This window comes from Microcystis sp. BLCC-F210, from assembly GCF_042134685.1.
GTDB lineage: Bacteria > Cyanobacteriota > Cyanobacteriia > Cyanobacteriales > Microcystaceae > Microcystis > Microcystis aeruginosa_D.
In genome coordinates this window covers 2,588,029-2,609,546 of the sequence record NZ_CP169647.1, presented here as the reverse complement: position 1 = coordinate 2,609,546, position 21,518 = coordinate 2,588,029, and the positions used below count along the sequence as shown (strand labels likewise).

20 protein-coding genes and 3 pseudogenes are annotated in these 21,518 nt (G+C 43.0%); 16 read left to right on the top strand and 7 right to left on the bottom strand.

Translation table 11 applies throughout. The features are described from left to right. Window positions 1-402 precede the first annotated feature (402 nt). Window positions 403-819 (top strand): DUF1816 domain-containing protein, encoded by a 417-nt coding sequence (locus tag ACE3JL_RS12585; protein WP_271991697.1) that lies wholly within the window; start codon window positions 403-405, stop codon window positions 817-819. Between the two features lie 26 nt (window positions 820-845). On the opposite strand, the gene ACE3JL_RS12580 is transcribed toward ACE3JL_RS12585, so the two are convergent. After that, window positions 846-1,040: a hypothetical protein gene (locus tag ACE3JL_RS12580; protein ID WP_150975929.1), complete on the bottom strand. Its 195-nt coding sequence runs from the start codon at window positions 1,038-1,040 to the stop codon at window positions 846-848. A gap of 490 nt (window positions 1,041-1,530) precedes the next feature. Between ACE3JL_RS12580 and ACE3JL_RS12575 the strand changes: the two genes are divergently transcribed. Next, window positions 1,531-1,827, top strand: coding sequence for a DUF3082 domain-containing protein (locus ACE3JL_RS12575; RefSeq protein WP_271991695.1), 297 nt, complete (start codon window positions 1,531-1,533; stop codon window positions 1,825-1,827). A 57-nt stretch (window positions 1,828-1,884) separates the two neighbouring features. Beyond that, complete coding sequence (locus ACE3JL_RS12570; RefSeq protein WP_375327614.1) at window positions 1,885-3,099, top strand: aminotransferase class V-fold PLP-dependent enzyme; 1,215 nt, start codon at window positions 1,885-1,887, stop codon at window positions 3,097-3,099. Window positions 3,100-3,117: 18 nt separating this feature from the next. Here ACE3JL_RS12570 and ACE3JL_RS12565 read toward each other — a convergent pair whose 3' ends face one another. The 4 genes from ACE3JL_RS12565 to ACE3JL_RS12550 form a co-directional block, all read right to left on the bottom strand. Continuing rightward, the gene (locus ACE3JL_RS12565; protein WP_375327613.1) at window positions 3,118-7,290 is read right to left on the bottom strand and encodes a DEAD/DEAH box helicase; all 4,173 of its coding nucleotides are present in this window, start codon (window positions 7,288-7,290) and stop codon (window positions 3,118-3,120) included. Window positions 7,291-7,344: 54 nt separating this feature from the next. Beyond that, window positions 7,345-7,815, bottom strand: a complete 471-nt coding sequence (locus ACE3JL_RS12560) for a DUF29 domain-containing protein (protein WP_375327612.1) — start codon at window positions 7,813-7,815, stop codon at window positions 7,345-7,347. Between the two features lie 776 nt (window positions 7,816-8,591). Further along, window positions 8,592-9,356, bottom strand: coding sequence for an ABC transporter ATP-binding protein (locus ACE3JL_RS12555; RefSeq protein ID WP_271991685.1), 765 nt, complete (start codon window positions 9,354-9,356; stop codon window positions 8,592-8,594). A gap of 152 nt (window positions 9,357-9,508) precedes the next feature. Then, on the bottom strand, window positions 9,509-10,321 hold the full coding sequence (locus tag ACE3JL_RS12550; protein ID WP_271991683.1) for an inositol monophosphatase family protein: 813 nt from the start codon (window positions 10,319-10,321) through the stop codon (window positions 9,509-9,511). Between the two features lie 61 nt (window positions 10,322-10,382). Between ACE3JL_RS12550 and scpB the strand changes: the two genes are divergently transcribed. The 5 genes and pseudogenes from scpB to ACE3JL_RS12525 form a co-directional block, all read left to right on the top strand. Further along, complete coding sequence (gene scpB, locus ACE3JL_RS12545) at window positions 10,383-10,901, top strand: SMC-Scp complex subunit ScpB (RefSeq protein WP_271991680.1); 519 nt, start codon at window positions 10,383-10,385, stop codon at window positions 10,899-10,901. 136 nt (window positions 10,902-11,037) lie between these two features. Further along, window positions 11,038-11,388: a DUF760 domain-containing protein gene (locus tag ACE3JL_RS12540; RefSeq protein WP_002803308.1), complete on the top strand. Its 351-nt coding sequence runs from the start codon at window positions 11,038-11,040 to the stop codon at window positions 11,386-11,388. Between the two features lie 497 nt (window positions 11,389-11,885). After that, window positions 11,886-12,478, top strand: a pseudogene (locus ACE3JL_RS12535) (IS607 family transposase). Beyond that, window positions 12,450-13,466, top strand: coding sequence for an RNA-guided endonuclease InsQ/TnpB family protein (locus tag ACE3JL_RS12530; RefSeq protein ID WP_375327611.1), 1,017 nt, complete (start codon window positions 12,450-12,452; stop codon window positions 13,464-13,466). The pseudogene ACE3JL_RS12535 and the gene ACE3JL_RS12530 overlap by 29 nt, the downstream one beginning before the upstream one ends. 113 nt (window positions 13,467-13,579) lie before the next feature. Continuing rightward, window positions 13,580-13,828 (top strand): annotated as a pseudogene (locus ACE3JL_RS12525) (RNA-guided endonuclease TnpB family protein); the annotation flags it as partial. A gap of 596 nt (window positions 13,829-14,424) precedes the next feature. Here ACE3JL_RS12525 and ACE3JL_RS12520 read toward each other — a convergent pair. Beyond that, a pseudogene (locus ACE3JL_RS12520) lies at window positions 14,425-14,694 on the bottom strand (transposase family protein); the annotation flags it as partial. A 197-nt stretch (window positions 14,695-14,891) separates the two neighbouring features. Here ACE3JL_RS12520 and ilvA point away from each other — a divergent pair. The 5 genes from ilvA to ACE3JL_RS12495 all read left to right on the top strand — a co-directional run bounded on the left by ilvA (window position 14,892) and on the right by ACE3JL_RS12495 (window position 19,289). Further along, window positions 14,892-16,403, top strand: coding sequence for a threonine ammonia-lyase, biosynthetic (ilvA, locus tag ACE3JL_RS12515; protein WP_271992713.1), 1,512 nt, complete (start codon window positions 14,892-14,894; stop codon window positions 16,401-16,403). A 28-nt stretch (window positions 16,404-16,431) separates the two neighbouring features. After that, a complete protein-coding gene (rsmH, locus tag ACE3JL_RS12510) occupies window positions 16,432-17,313 on the top strand; it encodes a 16S rRNA (cytosine(1402)-N(4))-methyltransferase RsmH (protein WP_271992714.1) in 882 nt (293 codons plus the stop codon). Between the two features lie 14 nt (window positions 17,314-17,327). Continuing rightward, complete coding sequence (locus tag ACE3JL_RS12505) at window positions 17,328-17,495, top strand: hypothetical protein (protein WP_271992716.1); 168 nt, start codon at window positions 17,328-17,330, stop codon at window positions 17,493-17,495. Window positions 17,496-17,860: 365 nt separating this feature from the next. Then, window positions 17,861-18,571, top strand: a complete 711-nt coding sequence (locus ACE3JL_RS12500; protein ID WP_271992717.1) for a hypothetical protein — start codon at window positions 17,861-17,863, stop codon at window positions 18,569-18,571. Between the two features lie 307 nt (window positions 18,572-18,878). Further along, window positions 18,879-19,289: a VOC family protein gene (locus ACE3JL_RS12495; RefSeq protein ID WP_271992719.1), complete on the top strand. Its 411-nt coding sequence runs from the start codon at window positions 18,879-18,881 to the stop codon at window positions 19,287-19,289. On the opposite strand, the gene ACE3JL_RS12490 is transcribed toward ACE3JL_RS12495, so the two are convergent. Continuing rightward, window positions 19,256-20,440 carry a class I SAM-dependent rRNA methyltransferase gene (locus tag ACE3JL_RS12490; RefSeq protein ID WP_375327610.1) on the bottom strand — a complete coding sequence of 395 codons (1,185 nt, stop codon included), beginning with the start codon at window positions 20,438-20,440 and terminating at the stop codon, window positions 19,256-19,258. The two genes, ACE3JL_RS12495 and ACE3JL_RS12490, sit on opposite strands and share 34 nt — an antisense overlap. On the opposite strand from ACE3JL_RS12490, the gene ACE3JL_RS12485 reads away from it, so the two are divergent. From ACE3JL_RS12485 to ACE3JL_RS12475, 3 genes are read left to right on the top strand one after another with little or no spacing between them, the layout of a single operon-like run. After that, the gene (locus ACE3JL_RS12485) at window positions 20,439-20,570 is read left to right on the top strand and encodes a hypothetical protein (protein ID WP_271992723.1); all 132 of its coding nucleotides are present in this window, start codon (window positions 20,439-20,441) and stop codon (window positions 20,568-20,570) included. The genes ACE3JL_RS12490 and ACE3JL_RS12485 overlap by 2 nt on opposite strands. Before the next feature lie 6 nt (window positions 20,571-20,576). Then, window positions 20,577-20,711 carry a hypothetical protein gene (locus ACE3JL_RS12480; protein WP_375327609.1) on the top strand — a complete coding sequence of 45 codons (135 nt, stop codon included), beginning with the start codon at window positions 20,577-20,579 and terminating at the stop codon, window positions 20,709-20,711. Next, window positions 20,695-21,489, top strand: coding sequence for an MlaE family lipid ABC transporter permease subunit (locus ACE3JL_RS12475; protein WP_190359655.1), 795 nt, complete (start codon window positions 20,695-20,697; stop codon window positions 21,487-21,489). The genes ACE3JL_RS12480 and ACE3JL_RS12475 overlap by 17 nt, the downstream gene beginning before the upstream one ends. The last annotated feature ends 29 nt before the right edge of the window (window positions 21,490-21,518 follow it).

Genomic DNA, 21,518 nt, shown 5'->3' with positions numbered 1-21,518 from the left:
AATTAGGTAATTGACCACGGCTCGACTGAGCTTCGCCGAACGTCCTAAAAATGGGGAAAACCCCACACCATACCCCTAGAAAAACTTTCAGCAAACCCTATGGATAGTGTTTATCATAAAGATGAAGTATAACAGGATTTACTATCGACCACCGACTCCCCACAACGAAAACTTTGTACCTCACCATTAAGATAACTGTCATATATTCGGCTACAGCATCTTGAACAATCTCCCCTCAAGGTATGCTGTGAAGGGAGAGTAGGTCAAAACTTAACTTTTTGCCGCTCTATGCTATCGTATCAAGATGCGATACTCTGTTAGGAGATGATTTTGCTTGAGTCATCTGCTCAAAGTAGCGTCTGTTTTTTTTAACCCTTATCCCCAAAAGAGAATCTTTTCTGTATGCTAGAGGCTAATAATCAGGGAGAGAATCAAATATTTCTCTATGAAGTTGTTTTTTCCGGTTCTTCTGGCTCTTTGCCTCAACGCTTCTCCCGGACAGTCCTGCGAGTACCTAAAAGCCGCATGAGTCAAGAAACACAGCGCCTCCTGCGCCAAGGGGCCAAGATTCTTAGTATAAGGCCTATTGACCCAGAAACTGTCTCGATCAAGCCTAGTTTACCCTCTCAACCCTGGTGGATAGAGATCACCACCACTCAGCCGAAATGTCTCTATTATTTCGGTCCTTTTGAGAGTTTTTCTGAAGCTTTATCCCATCAATCTGGTTATATCGAAGACCTACAATCAGAATCCGCTCTGGGAATTAACAGCGAAATTAAACAATGTCAGCCAGAGGTTTTAACTCAAGAAGATTTTTAATGTATGGTATCTAATTATACAGATTTTTAGGAATAGTTAGTTTCCTCCTGTTTTCGTTTAATAATTCCTTTACCCTCACAGAATTTACAGGGGACGGATTCATTCTCCGTCTCTAGATAGATTCTCCCTTTGCCTTGGCAGTGGGGACAAATAACTTTTTCTTCCCACCAATAATTCTCTAAAAAAGCCTCATCAGTAATATAGGTAAAATCTTCAAACATTGGCTTGTCCTCTTATCATTCAGATAGCTTAATCTGGATTCATCTTTCAACCTGAGAAATTGAAAATCAGTTTTACCACCATCCTAAAAAAGATCGGGTTCATTCTTCTTGAAACTTAAATTACTTCACATTTATTTATATTTATTAATATATAATGAGTGTTCACTGTTAATCTGGTGTACCTCACATCTGGGTGTTTTACTTTGCGGAGTTGCGATTTTTGCAGGAGTTTTACTGTTTACCGAACAGAGCAAAAAATCTCCGGCACTCCCTTCTCTGGTGCAGTCTTAACCAGTAATTTAGATAGTCAACAGCTTATTAGCCACTCTTTGTGCTAGTTTAAGCCTAGTCGGTTGGAAAATTTTCGTTTTCCTGATTACCCGCGCTCATGAGGTTAGAATAGGAACGAATCGCGATCATAGCCGATCGATTGAAAATGATTAGCCGTAGCAATAAGGCAATAGAATTAATAGTTGAGGAATAAAAAATAATGACCACAGAATTAGAAACCCAAAAAGTTACCCCAACTCGCTGTTTAGTTGGTGCGGCAATTTCGGCAGCATTGGGGACAATTCTCTATTATCTCACGGCGGCGATCGGTCATTCTTTTTACTCAAAACCGATGGTTGCTCACAGTCTGATCGCCTTGAGAATTGGCAGTGCTGTCCGCACTTTAGTTTTTGGGTTAGCTTCTCTAGGAACCTTTATTTTTGCTTTTGTCACCATTGGTTTAATTCTTTTGGCTATCCAATTACTACTTAAGCGCAATCAACAAACTAATTCGTAAAATTACAGTTTTAAACTGCCCAATTCCCATTGATAACTAAACCCCATCTCCTCGCTTATGCAGAATTTAGACGAAAATAGCCTCGATTGCGCCCCTAGTAAACCCGATTTAGCCGAACAAAGACAGGAATTTCGGGGACTTAGCAATAAAGTTTATTTTAATTTCGGTGGTCAGGGAACCTTGCCCAAGGCCGGATTAGAAGCGATTATCGATGCCCATAATTTTCTCCAACAAAAGGGGCCTTTTTCAGGACAGGTAAACGATTGGATTACCAAAAAAACGGAACTTCTCAGGCAAGAAATGGCGCAAGAATTGGGAATCAATCCCAGCAATCTCTCTATCACCGAGGATGTCACTGTAGGCTGTAATATCGCCCTCTGGGGAGTGGATTGGCAAGCGGGGGAACATATTTTACTAACCGATTGTGAACACCCCGGAATTATCGCCACAGTTCGGGAAATTGCCCGTCGTTATCATCTGGAAATCTCCACTTGTCCTATTCGGGAAACTTTAAACTACGGCAACCCCATAGAAGTTATTTCCGCTCATTTACGGCCAAAAACTAGGGTTTTGGTGGTCAGTCACGTTCTCTGGAATACTGGACAGGTTTTACCCCTCAAGGAAATCTCGCAGCTTTGTCATGATAATTCTGTCACTGAAAAACCCGTTTTAGTGGTGGTGGATGCTGCCCAATCCGTGGGCTGTTTGCCCTTAAATTTAAGCGCTACTGGCGCCGATTGTTATGCTTTTACGGGTCATAAATGGTGGTGTGGACCGGCCGGTGTGGGAGGATTGTATATTCGTCCCGAAATTTTCCCTAGTTTACAGCCCACTTTTATCGGTTGGCGCGGTATTGAAACAGATAACCGAGGACAGCCTATCGGTTGGAAACCAGACGCTAGACGCTTTGAAGTGGCCACTTCTGCCTATCCTCAATTTGAGGGTTTAAGGGCAACTATTGCGGTACATAACGCCTGGGGTGATGGGGGACAAAGATACGAAAAAATCTGTCAATTAGCGGCTTATCTTTGGGAAGAATTAAAGACGATTAAGGGGGTGAAATGTTTAAAAAATTCTCCGCCAGAATCCGGTTTATTGTCCTTTCAAATTGACTCGGCCATCACCCCACAAAATTTAGTACAACAGCTAGAAAAACAAGGGTTTTTACTGCGAACTCTCCTCGACCCCCTCTGTGTGCGTGCCTGTGTTCATTATTTCACTTTGCCCTCAGAAATCGAGCAGTTAGTAGCGGCTATCAAAAAGTTAGTTTAAAGCGCGTCGGGGATATTTTTATCCCTCGGCCATTAAGCGTAATAACTCGTCAGTAGATAACTTTCCGCTTGCGTCGGTCCCCTCCAATAAACTATCGGCGAGATCCCGTTTATGATGGTGCAGATCGACAATTTTTTCCTCGATCGTATCCTTGGCAACCAAGCGATAAATCGTCACCGGACGTTTTTGGCCGATACGGTGAGCGCGATCGGAGGCCTGATCCTCCACTGCGGGATTCCACCAGGGATCAAGATGGATAACATAATCGGCTGCGGTGAGATTTAATCCTGTCCCCCCAGCTTTTAAACTAATTAAAAATACGTCCCCTTCCCCCGCTTGAAACGCTTTCACCTGTTTCTGCCGATCGCTGGCTGGGGTACTACCATCGAGGTATTGATATTTTATCTGCCTTTGATCGAGATAACTGCGGATAATCCCTAAATGATCGACAAATTGACTAAATACCAAGGCTTTATGCTGATTATCTAATAATTCATCCAGAATTTCCCCGAAACGGGACAATTTCGAGCCGGGTAAATCCAAATCTGGAGCCACTAACTGCGGGTGACAGCAGGCCCGGCGTAATTTCATGATCTCTGTCAGTACCTGGAGATGTTTTGCTCCGGCGGTACTGTCACTCTCGCTTAATTTCTCCAAAGCGCGCCGCCGTAAGGCCTCGTAAAACGCCTTCTCCTCGACGCTTAACTCGATCGGGACTAAAATCTCGGTACGGGGCGGTAATTCCGCCAGAACTTGGTTTTTTGTGCGCCGAAGCAGGAAAGGCCGCACCAGTTTTTTTAACTGTTCGCGAGCAGTTTTATCACCGTATTTTTCGATCGGGGTGGCAAAACGGCGATCAAAACTTTCCAAGGATCCCAACAATCCGGGGTTAATAAAACGGAAAAGATTCCATAATTCCCCTAAATGATTCTCGATCGGTGTTCCCGTGGTGATTAGTTTAAAATCCCCCCGCAGATTCATCGCTGCTTTCGATCGCTTGGTGGAGAAATTCTTAATCGCTTGGGCCTCATCGAGAACGATTGTCCGCCATTCCACCCCGGCCAACATGGTAGCCACTTCTTCCTGCTGTAATAATCCATAGCTACAGACCAACAGATCAAAAGGTTGCAGTCGATCGAGTAGTGCTTGCCGATCGCCTGTTCCCAATTGGATGATATTTAAGGTGGGTGCGAACCTTTCCGCCTCACTAATCCAGTTCAAACATACTGAAGTAGGAGCGATCGCTAAAGTCGGTCCCTCCGAGGCGCGGGTAAGGATCACTGCCAGAGCTTGTAAAGTTTTCCCTAATCCCATATCATCGGCCAAACAGGCCCCGGCCCCCCACCGGGCCAGCCTAGCTAACCAACGAAAGCCTTCCAATTGATAGTCACGCAATTCTGCCTGTAGAGTTGAGGGGACTTCTGGGGTAAAATCCTGACTCTCCTGAAAGCGTTGTAAATTATCGCGCCAACGTTTATCGGCCTTGAGTTGTCCCACTTCCTCGCTGAGTTCCGAGAGAATCGGGGCAGCGAAGGGATGAAACCGCAAACCGTCGCCGGACTTTTCCGAGAAAGCACGCATTTCCTGTAACCGTTCCCGAAATGCCTCGGTTAATGCCAGAAATTGACCATCTCCGAGGGGAATAAACCGCCCCGGCGCTCCCTCTAGCAATTTCATCAACTCCTGCATACTCAGCACCGATTTCTCCTCTAGGTGCAGTTCCCCACTGACGGCAAACCAATCCCGTTGACTGTGGATATTTAGGTGTAGGTCTTGTAATCGAAGCTGACGCGACACCCGCCATTTTTCCCCTTCTGGCCATTCCACAAGGACGCTATCGCTTAATTCCCGCAATTCCAGCAGTAGATCTAGACAATCCTCTGGATTTTCTAGCCGCCATTCGCCATTTTCTTCCTCAAAACTGATCAGGATCGGACAAGAATCGATCGCTGTTTGGGCCAGTTTTTTCTCTAGGGCTAGATCTCTGGTGGTTTGCAGCCGTTCCCCCTCGATCTCGGCGATTACTGTTTCTCCCCCTTTTCCGGGCTGGAAATAGGGACCGGCTGCCCCAAAAGGACGGCTGAGAACCGCCACTTTTAAACCCTCTCCGGCCGGTAAGAGATGAATCCGGGGTTGACTATCGGCTGCCACTGACCGGGCTGCTTTTCCTCCGCCGATATCGGAATGTACTGTCACTATCCCGGACAGGGAATTGATTGCGGCCAGGACTTTTTCCCGGCCTTTGTCGGGTACTTCTAGGCGGTTGCTTTTGCCGATAATGTCGGCGATGCTTCGGTGTTCCGGCTTGACTTCGATTACCTTAACGCGAGTGGGGGTTTCTTTCCAAATCAGCACTTCTTGGCGATCGCTGAGATCGGGCAGTAAAGACAGGATTAATTTACCCGATTTTTCCTTTCTTACTCGCAATTCTGGTTCCCCAGCGACGATTTCTACCCGCGTTCCGGGGGAATCTTCCCAAAACACCAGGGGATGACCGATCAGTTCGATAATAGCCCGGCGCTCAAAGTGATACTCGTTCTGGCCATAGTAACTGGATTCCACGAAGATATGGGCGCAAATTTTCAGGTCTTGCGGGGTTAAATAGTCAATTTCCCCAGTTTTTCGCAGACGTTTAAGGGAAACAGGACGGCCACGACTCCAATTACCCCGCGCGTCGAGTTTCTGTTCTTTTGGTTGCAGGAAATAATCCTCGGAATGGATAGTGAGAAACCAAGCAAGGCGGACGACGGGGTTGGATTTACCTGGGGTTGGTGTTGGCGCGCACAGATTAGTCAAGGCATTCAGGCACAGTTGCCAAGCTTCTTGGGGTTCGATCGCATCTACCAGGGGGGAAGGGAGACGCTGGTTTTTAAGCACCTCCGCTTCCGGCGCTCGATCGAGTCGGGACAGTAGGGACCCGGTTTCTAGGGCTAACCAATGGTAGCCAGCCGCCTTGGCATCTTTGTAGAGGGGCAAGAGTAGGCGGGGCAGATGTTTTTTAGCGATGCCGCTACTCATCCAGTAGAGACAGATACTACAGATAAGAGTCTCTAGACCCTGGCCCATTTGGTAGGGATTGATCGTCGCGTCGATGATTGCGTCTTTGGCCTGCATATCTCCCTGACGGGCAGCGATGATTTTTTCCAGACGGGCATAGATAGGACTGAAAGGATGATCGTTTTGACGCGTCACCCAACTGATATAGTTGGCGGCTTCGGCGAGACGTTCGGGGGTTCCTTCTTTGAGGAGGGCAAAAATAAAGGAGAAGCCGCTAATCGAAGAAAAATAGATTTTTTGTTTTCCTTTGGCTTTTTTTAGGGCTTTAAGGGCGAGGGTATATTCTTGGATCGCTTTGCTGTTTTCCCCGCCCAGAAAGGCAATCCAACCCCGTATCGCCCCGATTGCTGCTGCTTGGCTTTCCGGGAAGGGGCGATCGAGATACCGACGCACTTTATCGCTTTGTCCTCGGATGATTGCCTGTTCGAGCCACAAATGGGCTTCGGAAACACTGGTCTGGTCTTGACAGAGTTCTTCTAGGAGGGAAAAAGCTCCATCGGCGCGAGTTATTTTTTCAAAAGCCTTGACAAGAATGCTATTTAGTGCTATGGCTTGAAATTTGGTCGGTTGCGTCCGTAACCAATCCCCATCGAAGGGGTTATCGTAGATGAGGATAAGAAGGTCTTCTAGGCTGGTTTTTGGGGAAGAATAGCTGGTTTTCTGATAATCGGCGATTTGTTGTTCGACCGAGTCGAAATCCTGACGATAGATGGCCAGACGGATTTCTCGGATTAATTGCTCTTTTCCCTGAAAAACTAGGCTTTCATCCCAACGAGTTCGGGGCTGCGGCAGTTTTGCCTTGATAATCTCGGCAAAACGCTTGAATTCTCCCTTGCTAATGCTATCACGGCTGGCAATCTCGACGAGGAGGGGATGACAGCGCGGCCCGTAGCCTTTGTCCTGGGTGATGACTTCTGCTTCTAGGAGGAGATCTAAATGGGATTTCAGGGTTTGGCCGTTAAGTCGCCGGTTGTTCTCGTCGCGGTAATGAGCTTGATTTAAACATTCTAGAAAAGTGCTGCGGGCGATCGGTTCATAGATTAGGGAAAAAAAACGGACGATCACCTGATCTAGTGCCGATAATTGTTGGTAGCGTTCGATGATTTGACGGCGGATTTGCTCGATATCTTGCATATTCGGTTATATTCGCTGATAATCCTAATCTTTTGGCGGGGATATGGCGGCAATTTATGGACGGGTTTCCAAAAAAGGTTCGATATCGATCGGGAACCAGTCCCCGTCTAATACCTGTTGGAGAGTGAATATAGGCTCTAGGGGAATCGCATTTTTATCGACTATCCGCGCATTAATCAGGGATTTTCTGGCGGTTAAATAGGCTTTTTTCCAAGAATCGCGGGTATGGTTGACGAGGGTGGCACTATCTATTTTTTGTTCTAATTGCGATCGGAAAGCGGCGATCTCCACTATCCAATGACGGGCATTCCGTTCTTTTTCCGATTCCCAATAGGATAGTTTGAGCAAGTGTTCGATTAAAACGGTTAATAAACTCGTTATTGCCTGTCTCTCGCTTTTTCCCATGCACTCCACTTCCTCGATCAGGTTTTCCCAGTCCACCAGGTCAAACTCTTTTCGCTTTAACAGTTCGGCGGTTTTTTCTGTCCAGAGAACAAAATCTTCTTCGTAGAGAGCGGTCATCATAGATTTCTCATCCCGACCGGGAGCGCGGGGTAATGGCTCGATTATAACGCTCGATCGCTATCCTCGATCGGCTTCTAGTCTGGGGAATTTTTGCCAAGTTAGAGATTTATCTCCTAGCACAAGTTATTTTTTTGTCAAGAAAACTTTTTCTTTTTAACAAAAGTACACAAACATTTTGAGCAACGTCTGGGCTAAAAAGGGGGGAAAGAGAGAAAGTCACTAATATTGTTTAAGTAGGGCTTGCTGAATAATGGTAAAACCCTTTTAAAATAAGGCTTTTGACCTGTTAAAATCTGATATTAGTGCCATAAAATAGGATTAATACTAAATCCGGTTATTAAAAACTGATTATTTATTCCCCTTTGCCTTTTGCCTCTCCTCATAACTAACCTGTACTCAACGGATTTAGTATTAATGGGGTCAATACCTACATTTTCAGGGAAAAAGTGCCTAAATTTCCCTCCCGATCACTGCAAGGGCTGGCACTTTTTGATTTTCCAAAAGTCTAAAAGTTTTACTCAACAAGGTTTTTAGATTTATTCAGCTAACCCTAATTAGGAAGTTGTCCTTTTCTTGGCTTTTCGGTTTGTGTTATGCAATGGACGGGGATTATAAGGGATGGAACCCTTATATAGAAAGGCATTTAGCGATTTTTGTCAATTGTTTTTGCTCTAGAGCGAACTAATCAATGAAGTCTCTTGCCAGATAAGGATTTAGTCGATTTATGCCCCCCTATCGAATCATACTAAGTAACGAAGAACCGAAAAATCCCCACCCTACCCAATCACCTCATGTAAATCCGTCGGTGAGAGGTTAGGATAAACCACTTCACCGTCCTTAAACCAAATAATGCGCCAGGAATTACGCGCCACATCGGCCTCGTGAGTTACCATGACGATAGTAATGCCACTGTTATTCAATTCCGAGAAAATAGCCATCACCTCTTGGGTAGTTTTCGAGTCTAGCGCCCCCGTCGGTTCATCGGCAAGTAATAATATGGGTTGATTGACAATTGCCCTAGCAATAGCGACGCGCTGCTGTTGTCCCCCCGATAATTGATTGGGTTTATTGTGCAGTCGATTATCCAATTTTACCTTTGTTAAAGCAGCGATCGCTCTTTCCTTTCTTTCTTGGGGAGGAACCCCAGCATAAATCATCGGTAACATGACATTTTCTAGCGCACTCATCTGGGGTAAAAGATGGAATTGCTGGAAAACAAAGCCGATTTTACGATTGCGAATCTGAGCTAAATCCCCATCCGGCAGCGTGGAAACGTCGAGATTTTCTAGATAATAAGACCCCGAGGTGGGACGATCAAGACAGCCGATAATATTCATGGCTGTGGATTTTCCCGAACCCGAAGCCCCCATAATAGCGCAATATTCCCCTTTTTTTAGGCTTAAATTGACGTTATTGAGGGCTTTAACCATGGTTTCGCCACTGCCGTAGATTTTAGACACATTTTCGAGGCGAATAATTACCGGTTGATACACTTCGGCTTTATCGTTGCGTTCGCTGAGAGAGGAAGTATCAAAACTCATGAAATATAGCGTTTCCTGTTCGCAAGAGGTACATTATCGATGTTGAAAAGCTTAATCAGCAAAGGTTTAACTGTGCCACACAGGTGTGAGAATCGCTGTAAATAGAGATAAAACGAATAAATGCAGCTATTCTAACCTGAGCAATTCTCCATTCAAGCAACATCCTTGAGAAAACCGACTAAAGGCAAGAAAACCGGTGCTAAATTCGATCGAGCTACGGCTAAACAGGGATAGGATCGATCGCTATAATTTTCCCCCACCTGTAAGGGAAAAATCTTTTCTCCTAAAGAGATAAATACCCCGTCTGCGGCCTGTAGAATTGCCCAAACTGCGGCAATATCCCAGACTTTCGGGGTTGCTTCCACTCCTCCCAAAACCGTGCCATCGGCAACCAAAAGCAGATTATAACTAGCTACTCCTATCATCCGCACTTTGCAGGGAAAGGGGTTTTTGAATACATCCGTACTACGAGCGCAGAGATTAAACAGATGATTTTTGCTGGGAAAATCGTCGCTGGTGTGAATCGGTTGACCGTTGCGGTAGGCTCCCTCTGGACCGGTTAAACCCGTCTCACCGTACCAATAACCATAATAGGACTGTTTCAGGCAGGGGAAATAAACAAATCCGAACACGGGAGTCCCCCGGTAGAGAAGTCCCAGGGAAATGCCCCAGATGGGAATACCGCGAGTAAAATTAGTCGTACCGTCGATCGGATCCACTACCCAACACCATTCTTGATCCGGGAAAATATGGGTAGTTTCCTCGGTTAAGACTCCATGATCTGGGAAAGTGCGGGCAATTAGCGATCGCAGTTCGCCATCGGACCAACGGTCGGCAGCCGTCACTAAAGTCCCGTCTGCTTTATTGGTGGCCTGTAATTTGCCAAAATCGGCTAGTAGGCGATCGCCCACCTGGCCGGTAGCCTGATAACAAAAGTCTAAAACCTGACTCCAAAAAGTTTCCATAATTTTCTCGTTCGTCTTCTAGTAGAATATTAGCTTAGTGTCTAAACTTAGGTAGTCGAGATTGAGCGCGGAAGCCCACCAAGAGATTAGACTAGCTACCCGTCTAGAAGCGATACTTTACCTAAAAGGGCAGCCTGTCCCGTTAACCGAGATGGTGACGTTAACCAACAGCGATCGCTTGACGGTGGCAGATGCTATGATCGAATTAATGTCCGATTATGCCCACCGGGATAGTGCCTTGGAAGTGGTGGAAACCCCCCTCGGTTATAGTTTACAATTGCGGTCAGCTTATCAGAATTTGATCGAAGACCTGATCCCGGCCGAATTAGGCACGGGAACTCTCCGCACTTTAGCAGCGATCGCAATAAAAGAACCGATTTTACAAGCGGATTTAATTAATTTACGGGGCAGTACGGCCTATCAACAAGTTCAGGACTTGGTAGAACGAGGATTTGTGAGAAAACGCAAGCAAAATGAAGGTAGATCCTACTGGTTAGAAGTAACCGATAAATTTCATCAATATTTCGAGGTTGACAATCTTAGAGAACAGGGTATTCTGGAATCTACCGATCAGGAATAAGAAGATAGAGGTTATATTAAGGGTAAATATTTCTGATTACTGAGCTAAACTTGAAGAAAATGGGGGGAACTTCAGGCAATCAAGAAGAGCGATTTGTTAACCTAGATCCAATAACCACTACAGCGTGGGAGTTCTGATGACTTTTAATCCTGATTTTTTTCCCTGGGAAACCGAAGAACAAAATGATAACTGTCTGATGCAGTATCTCCAGCAGCAGCATCCTGAAACCCTTGAGAGAATAGCCCAATCGGTCAGTAGCGAAATTAAAGATATTATCTCGCAAAACGTCAAGGGATTGGTAGGAATGTTGCCCTCAGAGGATTTTGCGGTACAAATTACCACAGACCGCGAGAATTTGGCGAATCTTCTCGCTTCAGCGATGATGACAGGTTATTTCCTCGGTCAAGTGGAGAAGCGCCATCATTTAGAATCAATTTTGTTAGCTACAGAATCAATTAAATTAGGCAAAAAACCAAAAATAGATTAATCCTCACCCCAAAAAGATAGAGACACTTTCATCGGTGTCTCTATCAGTTTTTAACCCCCTTTGGCAAAACTCACCATCACTAAAATCGAGAGTAGGATACCGGGGACAAGTAAACCCGCTAATAATCCAAATTCAGTCAGCGTCATAGGAAAATATGCCCAAAATTCCATCACTTCCCACTCTAACCCCCTCTTCCGGCTACCTCAACAAAGCTTAAGGAAAATTTAAAGCCTTTTACCAGTTTTTCTCCTACCACTAAAGTCATACTAAATCTTGTTATTAAAAACTGATTATTTATTCCCCCTTTTGCCGTTAGGACTTCGGTGTGAGCTTTTGTCGAACGATCCGCTCGCAGCCGGGGACTGTTGTTTTTTACCTGTCCTTATAAGTAGCCTATGCCCAACGGATTTAGTATTGTAAGGTTTTGTAAAAAAATATATGCAAATGACTGCAAACAACTGCTAATATGGTTAGTGCAAGTTTACGTTGCAGTTCACATGAAACTATCAGATTATGCTAAGAAAAAAGGGATCAGTTATGACACTGCTTGGAGAATGTGGAATCGAGGGCAGTTACAAGGAGAACGTCTTCCTACAGGAACAATTATTATTTTTGAAGATGACCGTTCTTGCGGTGAAAATAAAGTAGCTATTTATGCGCGAGTTTCTAGTTCAGAAAATAAATCTAACTTAGAGACTCAGGCAAAAAGATTGGAAGCTTATTGTATGGCGAAAGGCTATCAAATTGTTCGAGTAGTTAAAGAAGTAGGAAGTGGAGTCAATGAGCATCGAAAGCTATTATTAAAACTTCTAGAACAAACTGATTATAATTTGATTGTCGTAGAACACAAAGATCGTTTAAGCAGAGTAGGGTTTAATTATCTGAAAGTTCTTTTAACTCAAACAAATAGAGATCTAGAGGTCGTTAATCTAGCAGAAGAAAGAAAAGACGATTTAATGCAGACTTCGTGAGTATAATTACCTCATTTTGCGCTCGATTATACTCATTAAGACGACGAAATAGAAAGACAGAATGTTTAATTAAATGCCTTGAGGAGAATGATGAAATTAGTTCAAAAACATCTAATTAAATTTAATCACAAAAATTATTCAGTAATTGATAAATTAGGATTTTTATCGAAGAATCTGTATAATTGTGCTGTTTATTTAAACCGTCAAGTTTTCTTTTCACATCAACCATTTTTAACAATGACTGAGTTACATCATGCCTTAAAAATGAGTCCAGATTATCAAGCCTTACCCGCCAAAGTAAGTCAGTTAGTATTAAAGCAAGTAGAAAAAACCTTTAAATCCTACCAAAAAGCGAAAGAACAATACAAAAAATCGCCAGATAAATTTACAGGAGAGCCTAAGTTGCCAAGATACAAAGACAAGAAAAAAGGTAGAAACGTTTTAACTTATAACTATCAAGCCATTTCTAAAAAAGCGTTGAAGCAAGGTTTAATCAAGCTATCAGGGACTAATTTAGAATTTAAAACTAATTTAAAGGAAGTCTTAGAGGTTAGGATTATTCCTAAATTGGGTGCTTATTGTTTAGAGATTGTCTATGAACAACCATCCTCATCAAGTCAAGAGGGAGAAAGATATGCTTTTATCGATTTAGGCTTAAATAACCTAGCTGCTGTTACCTCTAATATTCCCGAATTTCAGCCAACGTTAGTATGTGGAAAAGCCTTAAAATCCTGCAATCAAAAGTACAACAAGACACTAGCTAAACTCAAATCGGAATTACCCAGTCTCCAGAAGACCAGTAAAAGAATACAAGGTTTAACTTTAAAGCGTAATTGCCAGGTGGATTATTACCTCCACACCGCTAGTAAATATATTATTGATAAATTACTAGCTCATCAAATTAACCTTTTAGTTATTGGTCATAATCAAGGCTGGAAACAAAACCTTAATATTGGAGATAGAAATAACCAGTCATTCGTAAATATTCCTCATTCAAGGTTTATCGAACAACTTACCTATAAAGCAAATTTAGTAGGAATAGAGGTCAAAACAACTAATGAAAGCTATACCTCTAAATGTAGTTTGGCTCTTCTCGACTTTGTGTGATAATTTTTGCTTATAGAATCGTGAAATATTTACCTGGAAAGACTTTTAGGACTATTTTGCTGAACAAACTATCAGTATAGACCCCGTTTCCACACAGAAACCAGAAGAGCCGTAGTTTCTTGGACTTAGAGTCTATTCAAAAGCAAAAAAGCTATTTAGGCAAGAGAATTAAAAGAGGACTATTCAGAAGCTCGTCGGGTTATTTCTATGGAGCAGATATTAATGGTTCCTTAAATATTGGAAGAAAGGTAGTCGGAGAGGCCGCCTTTAGCGGGAATCCGATAGAGAGGTTCGTAGTTAACCCAGTACGGGTCAAAGCGTACAAAGCTAATTCTAGATGCAATATTTGCGGACAGAATTAGTAACTATAACTATAGCAGTTATCTTAATAATGTTTACTTTTATCAGACTAGACAAACCAAAGAGAGGGTGCATCACACATTTGCAGAAACACCGACAATCAGCAATTATCAGTGACTCTTAAATCATTAGGACTCTTGCAAATTAATTATATGTTAAGGTTATGGTTTGACTAATTTTTGGAGTAAAATTAGTTAGTCTGTACATTTGTTCTTGATGAAGACCTAATGTTTTACTTTTAACTCAAAAATCTTTAGACATCTCCAAAAATTATAACCCAGTCACAGCTTGCTTTTGGTTTATGTACTAGCTAAACAGTTCGATATCTGTAATGTATATCTATCGTTGCTAATTCAATTTTACTGAAAAAATATGAGGCAATTAAAATAATTTTTATTCGGTTAGATTCCTTAACTAGAAAGACTTTTAGTTTTGAGATTATATTATGGAGAGGTCTTTTAGATATGCTTTAATTTGGTTATCAAAACCTCTTTTATAATTGAGAGTAAATTCTTCTTGACTTGATCAATGTTTGGTAACTTTTAATAAGTTGCTATATCTATCCCTAACTCATAGTCATAAATAGCTGCCAGCAGGTTATCCGAACTATAGTTGATTCTGATATTTGACCGCTTGTATTAATTTGAAGATATGTTCTATATTCTCGCCAATATTCCAACGTTACTAAAACTTGTTCTTCTATAAATAGTTTAGGGTTCGATCCCTTTTTAGATACTGAATTAGATTCAACTTCAACACTTTTTACTGATTCCACCATCTTTTTATAGGTTTGTTTATACAAGCAAAAACGACGTTTGAACTGTTCATCTGATAAGTTTTGATAATCTATAATTTTTCTAATAACCATAGCAAAATTATAGATGATTTCCTGACCTAAGATCACATTTTATTTGTTTTCCACTTCCATCTAAAAATCAAGAAAAAAGCAAAAGCCTCTGTTATACCATAAAAAAATTGTGCAGGAGGTCTATTGCTAACTGAACCGACGATGATCTATTCTGTATCCTAGCCCGATTCGCGAATCCCCACCGCCAAAAAAGAATAATGTACTGCGATTACCTGGTTCAAATCCTCACCGCACGGGTTTATGATGTTGCCCAAGAAACCCCCTTGGAACCTGCCCCCAATCTCTCTCAACGCTTGCACAATCAACTTTTACTCAAGCGCGAGGATATGCAGTCGGTTTTCTCTTTTAAACTGCGCGGCGCTTACAACAAAATGGCGTATTTGTCAAGGGATTTGTTACAAAAAGGTGTAATTGCTGCTTCGGCGGGAAATCATGCCCAGGGAGTCGCTTTGGGGGCGCGGCAATTGGGAACCCAAGCGATTATCGTTATGCCTGTCACCACTCCCCAAGTCAAAATTGACGCAGTAAAAGCCCGGGGGGGGATTGTCGTCCTGCACGGTGACACCTACGATGATTCATACACCTACGCGCGGCAGTTAGAAGCGGAAAAAGGCTTAACTTTTATCCATCCCTTCGATGATCCGGAGGTAATCGCCGGCCAGGGTACGATCGGTATGGAAATTTTACGACAATATCAGCAACCGATCGAGGCCATTTTTGTCGCTATTGGTGGCGGTGGCTTAATATCAGGTATTGCAGCCTATGTCAAGCGTTTACGCCCAGAAATTAAAATTATCGGGGTGGAACCTGTGGACTCAGACGCGATGAATCAATCCCTAAAAGCTGGTTATCGGGTGCGTTTGTCTCAAGTGGGATTATTTGCCGATGGGGTGGCGGTGCGGGAGGTGGGAGAGGAGACTTTTCGTCTCTGTCAGCAGTATGTGGACGAGATTATCCTCGTGGATACGGATGATATTTGTGCGGCGATTAAGGATGTTTTTCAAGATACACGCTCGATTTTAGAACCTGCGGGGGCGTTAGCGGTAGCAGGAGCGAAAGCTTATGTAGAAAGAGAAGGAATTGAGGATAAAACGCTCGTTGCTGTAGCTTGTGGGGCGAATATGAACTTTGATCGTCTGCGGTTTGTGGCGGAAAGGGCGGAATTAGGGGAACGGCGCGAGGCGTTGTATGCTGTGACTATTCCCGAACAACCGGGCAGTTTACGGCGTTTTTGCGAATGTGTCGGCAAACGCAATTTAACCGAATTTAGTTATCGTATTGCCGATGAAAAAGAAGCGCATATTTTTGTCGGCGCCCAGATCGAAAATCGCAGCGATGCCAAGAAATTAGCCGAGAGTTTTGAAGCTTGCGGCTTTAAAACCCTTGATATTAGCGATGATGAATTGACTAAATTGCATCTGCGCCACATGGTGGGAGGGCGATCGCATTTAGCCGATCATGAATTATTTTATCGCTTCGAGTTTCCCGAACGACCGGGGGCTTTAATGAAATTTGTCGCCTCCATGAGTCCCCACTGGAATATCAGCGTTTTCCATTATCGCAATAACGGGGCTGATTATGGGCGCATCGTCGTGGGCATACAGGTCCCCCCCGATGAAATGAATCAATGGCAAGCTTTTCTCGATACTCTCGGCTATCGCTATTGGGATGAAAGTCAAAACCCGGCCTATCAGTTATTTTTAGGTTAAATCGCCATTTTCAGGAAGTTATCAGCAGATGAATCAAGATTTTCCCCATATTTCCGTTTTGAGTCAAGAATTAATCGCTGGTTTAAATATTCAACCCGGGGGTCATTATCTCGATCTTACCCTAGGCGGTGGTGGACACAGCCGCTTGCTTTTAGAAGCCCATCCCGAAACGACAGTAACCGCAATTGATCGCGATCAAAGCGCCCTAGAAGCCGCTAAAATTAGTCTCGCTCCCTATCTAGATAGCCGTTTAACCCTCTGGTGGGGGAACTTCGCCGATTATAAGGGACAAAATAGCAGTTTTGATGGCATTATCGCCGATTTAGGGGTCAGTTCTCCCCAATTCGATCAGAGCGAGCGCGGCTTTAGTTTTCGCCACACGGCAGCCTTAGATATGCGGATGGATCGCTGTCAATCCCTGACAGCAGCCGATATTATTAATCATTGGCAGGAAAAAGAATTAGCCGATCTTTTTTATCAATACGGAGAAGAACGTTTATCTCGTCCTATTGCTCGCTCGATCGTCCAAAAACGTCCCTTTACTACCACCACTGAATTAGCAGCCGTCATCGCTAGTTCTGTACCCGCTAGTTACCGTTATGGACGTATTCATCCGGCAACGCGGGTTTTTCAGTCCTTACGTATCGCTGTTAATCAAGAATTAGATTCTCTGCAACAATTGTTAAATCAAGCCCCCCACTGGCTAAAATTCGGGGGAATTATCGCTATGATCAGTTTTCATAGTCTAGAAGATCGTCTGATCAAGTATGGTTTTCGCGAAAATAATTCCTTGAAAATTATCACGAAAAAGCCGATTATTCCCAGCCGAGAAGAACAGGCTAAAAATCCTCGTTCTCGTTCGGCTAAACTAAGAATAGCCCAAAAGATCGAATCAGAGGTTATCCTATAGTAGTTATCTTAATTATGAGGTACAAAGTCTCCGGTTTTGAAGACCTGGGGACAATTTGCTTAAACACAGTGGAATGTATGATTAGGGAGGGAAGTTATCGTTTTTCTAAGATAACTCGACCGACCCAACTGCAACAACAGGCGTTAGATTTATTGGGAGTTTCCCTGATTTGTATCCAGTAACGGGGTACTACAAATTCTCTTAATCCCTTCTAAAGCAAAGGTTATGGCTTTTTGTCAACGGGGAAGTCCAGAAATATGGTGGCTGGGGCGATAATTAGTTTAGTATTAAGTATCTAGGCAAAATTAATTACACATATCTAACCCCCCCTTGCCTTTTGCCTTTCTTCACTAGGAAATTTATTTTGCACGACTACTTAAGTATCTAAGCAAAATTAATTACACATCTAAGCCACTACTCCGTTAAACTTCTGTTGTGATCAGTAAACAGTAAACTGAAAACTCAAATCCGATCCCTGATAGCTGTCTTCCGTCTCCTATCTCGACTAAGAAATTAATTTTGCACGACTACTTAGTGAAAACTTGAAATGGTCATGATGATGATGAAATTATTAGGATGTCTAGTCATTTTTACAAGTTTAGTCAATGTTACACCAGGGATAGCAAATCATCCCCCCCGACAAATTGCCCAAGCGTCTAGCACTTCTTCGATTCAAGGTTATTGTTTTTCAGTCGCTACTAATGATGGTCTGGATGCTACCGCAAGGATTTATATTCAGGGAAATCAAGTCACAGGTCGGGTACAAGCTACGATTCAGAATGAACAAGAATCCTATTATACTTCCTATACTCAAACTTTACGAGGAACAAAAAAGGGGAATCAGTTAAACTTAAATATCACGACAAAAATTGAGTTAGACACCCAAAAAACTCAAGAAATCTGGACATTAACCGCAGATTCTTTGAATACGGGACGGGTCGTTTATCAAAGACAACCTTGTTTATTGTCTCAAATCCAGTTTGCACCCGGAACTAATAGCGCCACCGTTAATCAATCGGTTGTGCGAGGGAGTAGAAATATTTATCTCTTAAGAGCAAATCGAGGACAGAGAATGGATCTGAAAATTACATCCTTAGAAAATAATGCCGTATTTGATGTGATTGCACCGAATGGGGAAATATTGACAGGAGAAGCTACCCAATCTAGTCTAAAATTACCTGCTACTGGAAATTATGAAATAATTGTAGGGGGAACTCGCGGCAATGCCACCTATAAATTAAATGTTAAAATTCAATAAATAGGGTTGGCTAAAAAAGTTTGTTGGTGGGGTTAGGATTCGGCAGATTATTTTACTTATTCTCCCTTTTCCCCACTTCATAATTCAGGTTCTTCAGTTTGTGTCATGCAATGGACGGGGATTATAAGGGATGGAACCCTTATATAGAAAAGCATTTGGCGATTTTTGTCAATTGCTTTTGATCTAGAGCGAACTAATCAATTAAATCTGTTGCCAGATAAGGATTTAGTCGATTTATGCCCCCCCTATCAAACCATACCAAGTAACGAAGAACCATAATTCATAATTCATAATTCCCCCAACCCCAATGAATAACCCCCCCGATAGTCCATTCAATTACACAGAGGCTTTTATTGCCCTAGGCACGAGTAATTTCGATCGCTCGGTGCAGTTTTATCGTCAACTGTTGCAACAGGAACCAAATCCCTATCTCGTCGCCGTTTATGCGGAATTTAGGCTGATTAACCTTAAATTAGGTCTTTTTTGCCCTAAAGAGTCCCACAGAGAGGAATTTAGCGATTCTAGGGGCAGTGGCATGAGCATTTGTTTCGAGGTGGAGAGTCTCGAAAAAGCGATCGAGCATTGGAGCGAAATCGGCTATGGTGCTAGGGGAGAAATTAGCCAAGCTTCCCACGGTCCGGAAATCTACATCTATGATCCGGATGGTAATCGTTTAATTTTCCATCAATCCACCGCTAAAACCAATCCTTTCAGGTAGGAACCTTCCGAGTGATAGATACTGGTGGGATGGTCGGCTGGTTGGCTTAAACGTGCTAAAATTCGCACTGGGCGGGCTGATTCAATAGCGGCAGCCATGACAGCCCCCTGAAAATGCTCTTCGTTAACCACTTGGGAACAGGAAAAGGTGAAAATAATACCTTGGTGGCGAATTTTCTGGAAAGCTTGCTGATTTAATCTTTTATAAGCCATAACCGCCTGATGACGGGATTGGATACTTTTGGCAAAAGCGGGAGGATCGAGAACAATCAGATCGTAATCCTCCTCACAGTCGCGCAAAAAGTTAAAAACATCGGTGCTGTAGGATTGATGGGGAACTTCGCTGAGATTATTCAGGGCGATATTTTTTTCGGTAAGATCGATCGCACCGTGGGAACTATCAACGGAATGGACTAGGGCAGCCCCCGCTTGCATAGCATAGACAGAAAAGCCGCCAGAATAAGAAAAAGTGTTTAAAACCCGTTTATTCTGGGAATATTGAGATAATAAGGCTCTATTTTCCCTTTGATCGAGGAAGAATCCTGTTTTTTGTCCCTTTTCCCAATCAATAATAAAGCGATGGCCAGATTCTAACACCTCATCGCTGGTTTTTTGACCAAATAAGTATTTATTTTCGGAAATATGGGCGCTTTTCGCCAAAACTGCGGCACTTTTATCGTAAACTGCCCGTAAATTATCAGCGTAGATAGTTTTCAGGCAATCGACAATCAGATCAAGACGTTGGTATAAAGCTAAGGAATAAGCTTGAATAACTGCCGTGCCATTGTACCAATCGACGATTAAACTGGGTAAACCGTCTCCTTCAGCGTTAATTAAACGATAACAGTTAGTTTTCGGGTTATCCACTAAACCGATTTGTTGCCGCAGCTGATAGGCATTCTGGAACTTTTCGAGAAATAATTGAGCAATATCGCTGACTTTTGGGAAAGAAAGAATTTTAACGGCAATATTGCTAGGATTATACAGTCCAGTGGCTAGATATTCGCCTCGATCGCTATAAACCTCCACGATAGCACCCTCTTTGACTTCCTCCTCCATCTCCTTAATCGCCCCGGAAAATATCCAAGGATGGAATCGTTTAACGGCATCAATTTTATGGTTTCTCAGGATAATTTTCGGTAAATCTGGCATGGATAAAGAATCAGGGTTGATAGCTGACGGCTACTGGAAATTCTATTATCCCCTGCCCGCAGCACAAAACCATAATTTGTTATCCCTCGATCGAGTGGCATCAAAGCAAGTCCCCACAATCAAGGGATAATCATACATGAGTAGAAAACGGTTTTCTCGGAGAAACCCGTTTTCTGTGCGTTACTCAACAGATTTAGTATCAGAGGGAATTCTCGCCTATAATAAGTTAGATTTTAGCGATAGTCCCTCGACAAATGCCAAGAAAAAGTGATGCTGCCGGTGGTTTAAGTTTATGGTTCCAACGTTTGGGGGCTGCCAGTTTGTTAGCGGGACAAACTTTTTTACATATTCTTAATGGCAAAATCCACCGGCGTAATACTCTGGAACAAATGAGTATTGTTGGGCCAGAATCCTTGACAATTGCCCTAATTACTGCTGCTTTTGTGGGTATGGTTTTCACTATTCAGGTAGCCAGAGAATTTATTTTTTTTGGGGCGGGTAGTTTTGTTGGGGGAGTCCTTTCCTTGGCTTTAACCAGGGAATTAGCGCCAGTTTTAACCGCAGTGGTGGTGGCGGGGAGAGTTGGCTCGGCTTTTGCCGCCGAAATTGGTACAATGCGAGTAACAGAACAAATTGACGCTTTATATATTTTAAAAACCGATCCGATCGATTATTTGGTCATTCCCAGGGTGATTGCCTGTAGTTTAATGTTACCCCTGCTCACTATTATCTCTTTAGTCACAGGGTTACTGGGCGGTTTATTGATTTCTGATAGTCTTTACGGTATTTCCTATTCCCTATTCTTGCAATCAGCCCAAAATTTTCTGGAAACATGGGATTTAATTAGTTCTATGTTAAAGTCCCTAATTTTTGGGATTTTAATTGCCATTATCGGCTGCAGTTGGGGTTTAACAACCACCGGCGGTGCTAAAGGAGTTGGTCAATCTACTACCACGGCTGTGGTAACTTCTTTATTAGCGATTTTTGTGGCTAATTTTTTCCTCTCTTGGCTGATGTTTCAAGGGACAGGCAATGTGGAAATCGGCTAAGACAGTAGTTAGCTTCTGAAGACAAGAGA

Coding starts and splice junctions, on each gene's coding strand:
- ACE3JL_RS12585 (WP_271991697.1), top strand. CDS start 403: ATGCTAGAGGCTAATAATCAGGGAGAGAATCAAATATTTCTCTATGAA.
- ACE3JL_RS12580 (WP_150975929.1), bottom strand. CDS start 1,040: ATGTTTGAAGATTTTACCTATATTACTGATGAGGCTTTTTTAGAGAAT.
- ACE3JL_RS12575 (WP_271991695.1), top strand. CDS start 1,531: ATGACCACAGAATTAGAAACCCAAAAAGTTACCCCAACTCGCTGTTTA.
- ACE3JL_RS12570 (WP_375327614.1), top strand. CDS start 1,885: ATGCAGAATTTAGACGAAAATAGCCTCGATTGCGCCCCTAGTAAACCC.
- ACE3JL_RS12565 (WP_375327613.1), bottom strand. CDS start 7,290: ATGCAAGATATCGAGCAAATCCGCCGTCAAATCATCGAACGCTACCAA.
- ACE3JL_RS12560 (WP_375327612.1), bottom strand. CDS start 7,815: ATGATGACCGCTCTCTACGAAGAAGATTTTGTTCTCTGGACAGAAAAA.
- ACE3JL_RS12555 (WP_271991685.1), bottom strand. CDS start 9,356: ATGAGTTTTGATACTTCCTCTCTCAGCGAACGCAACGATAAAGCCGAA.
- ACE3JL_RS12550 (WP_271991683.1), bottom strand. CDS start 10,321: ATGGAAACTTTTTGGAGTCAGGTTTTAGACTTTTGTTATCAGGCTACC.
- ACE3JL_RS12540 (WP_002803308.1), top strand. CDS start 11,038: ATGACTTTTAATCCTGATTTTTTTCCCTGGGAAACCGAAGAACAAAAT.
- ACE3JL_RS12530 (WP_375327611.1), top strand. CDS start 12,450: ATGAAATTAGTTCAAAAACATCTAATTAAATTTAATCACAAAAATTAT.
- ilvA (WP_271992713.1), top strand. CDS start 14,892: ATGTACTGCGATTACCTGGTTCAAATCCTCACCGCACGGGTTTATGAT.
- rsmH (WP_271992714.1), top strand. CDS start 16,432: ATGAATCAAGATTTTCCCCATATTTCCGTTTTGAGTCAAGAATTAATC.
- ACE3JL_RS12505 (WP_271992716.1), top strand. CDS start 17,328: ATGAGGTACAAAGTCTCCGGTTTTGAAGACCTGGGGACAATTTGCTTA.
- ACE3JL_RS12500 (WP_271992717.1), top strand. CDS start 17,861: ATGGTCATGATGATGATGAAATTATTAGGATGTCTAGTCATTTTTACA.
- ACE3JL_RS12495 (WP_271992719.1), top strand. CDS start 18,879: ATGAATAACCCCCCCGATAGTCCATTCAATTACACAGAGGCTTTTATT.
- ACE3JL_RS12485 (WP_271992723.1), top strand. CDS start 20,439: ATGGATAAAGAATCAGGGTTGATAGCTGACGGCTACTGGAAATTCTAT.
- ACE3JL_RS12490 (WP_375327610.1), bottom strand. CDS start 20,440: ATGCCAGATTTACCGAAAATTATCCTGAGAAACCATAAAATTGATGCC.
- ACE3JL_RS12480 (WP_375327609.1), top strand. CDS start 20,577: ATGAGTAGAAAACGGTTTTCTCGGAGAAACCCGTTTTCTGTGCGTTAC.
- ACE3JL_RS12475 (WP_190359655.1), top strand. CDS start 20,695: ATGCCAAGAAAAAGTGATGCTGCCGGTGGTTTAAGTTTATGGTTCCAA.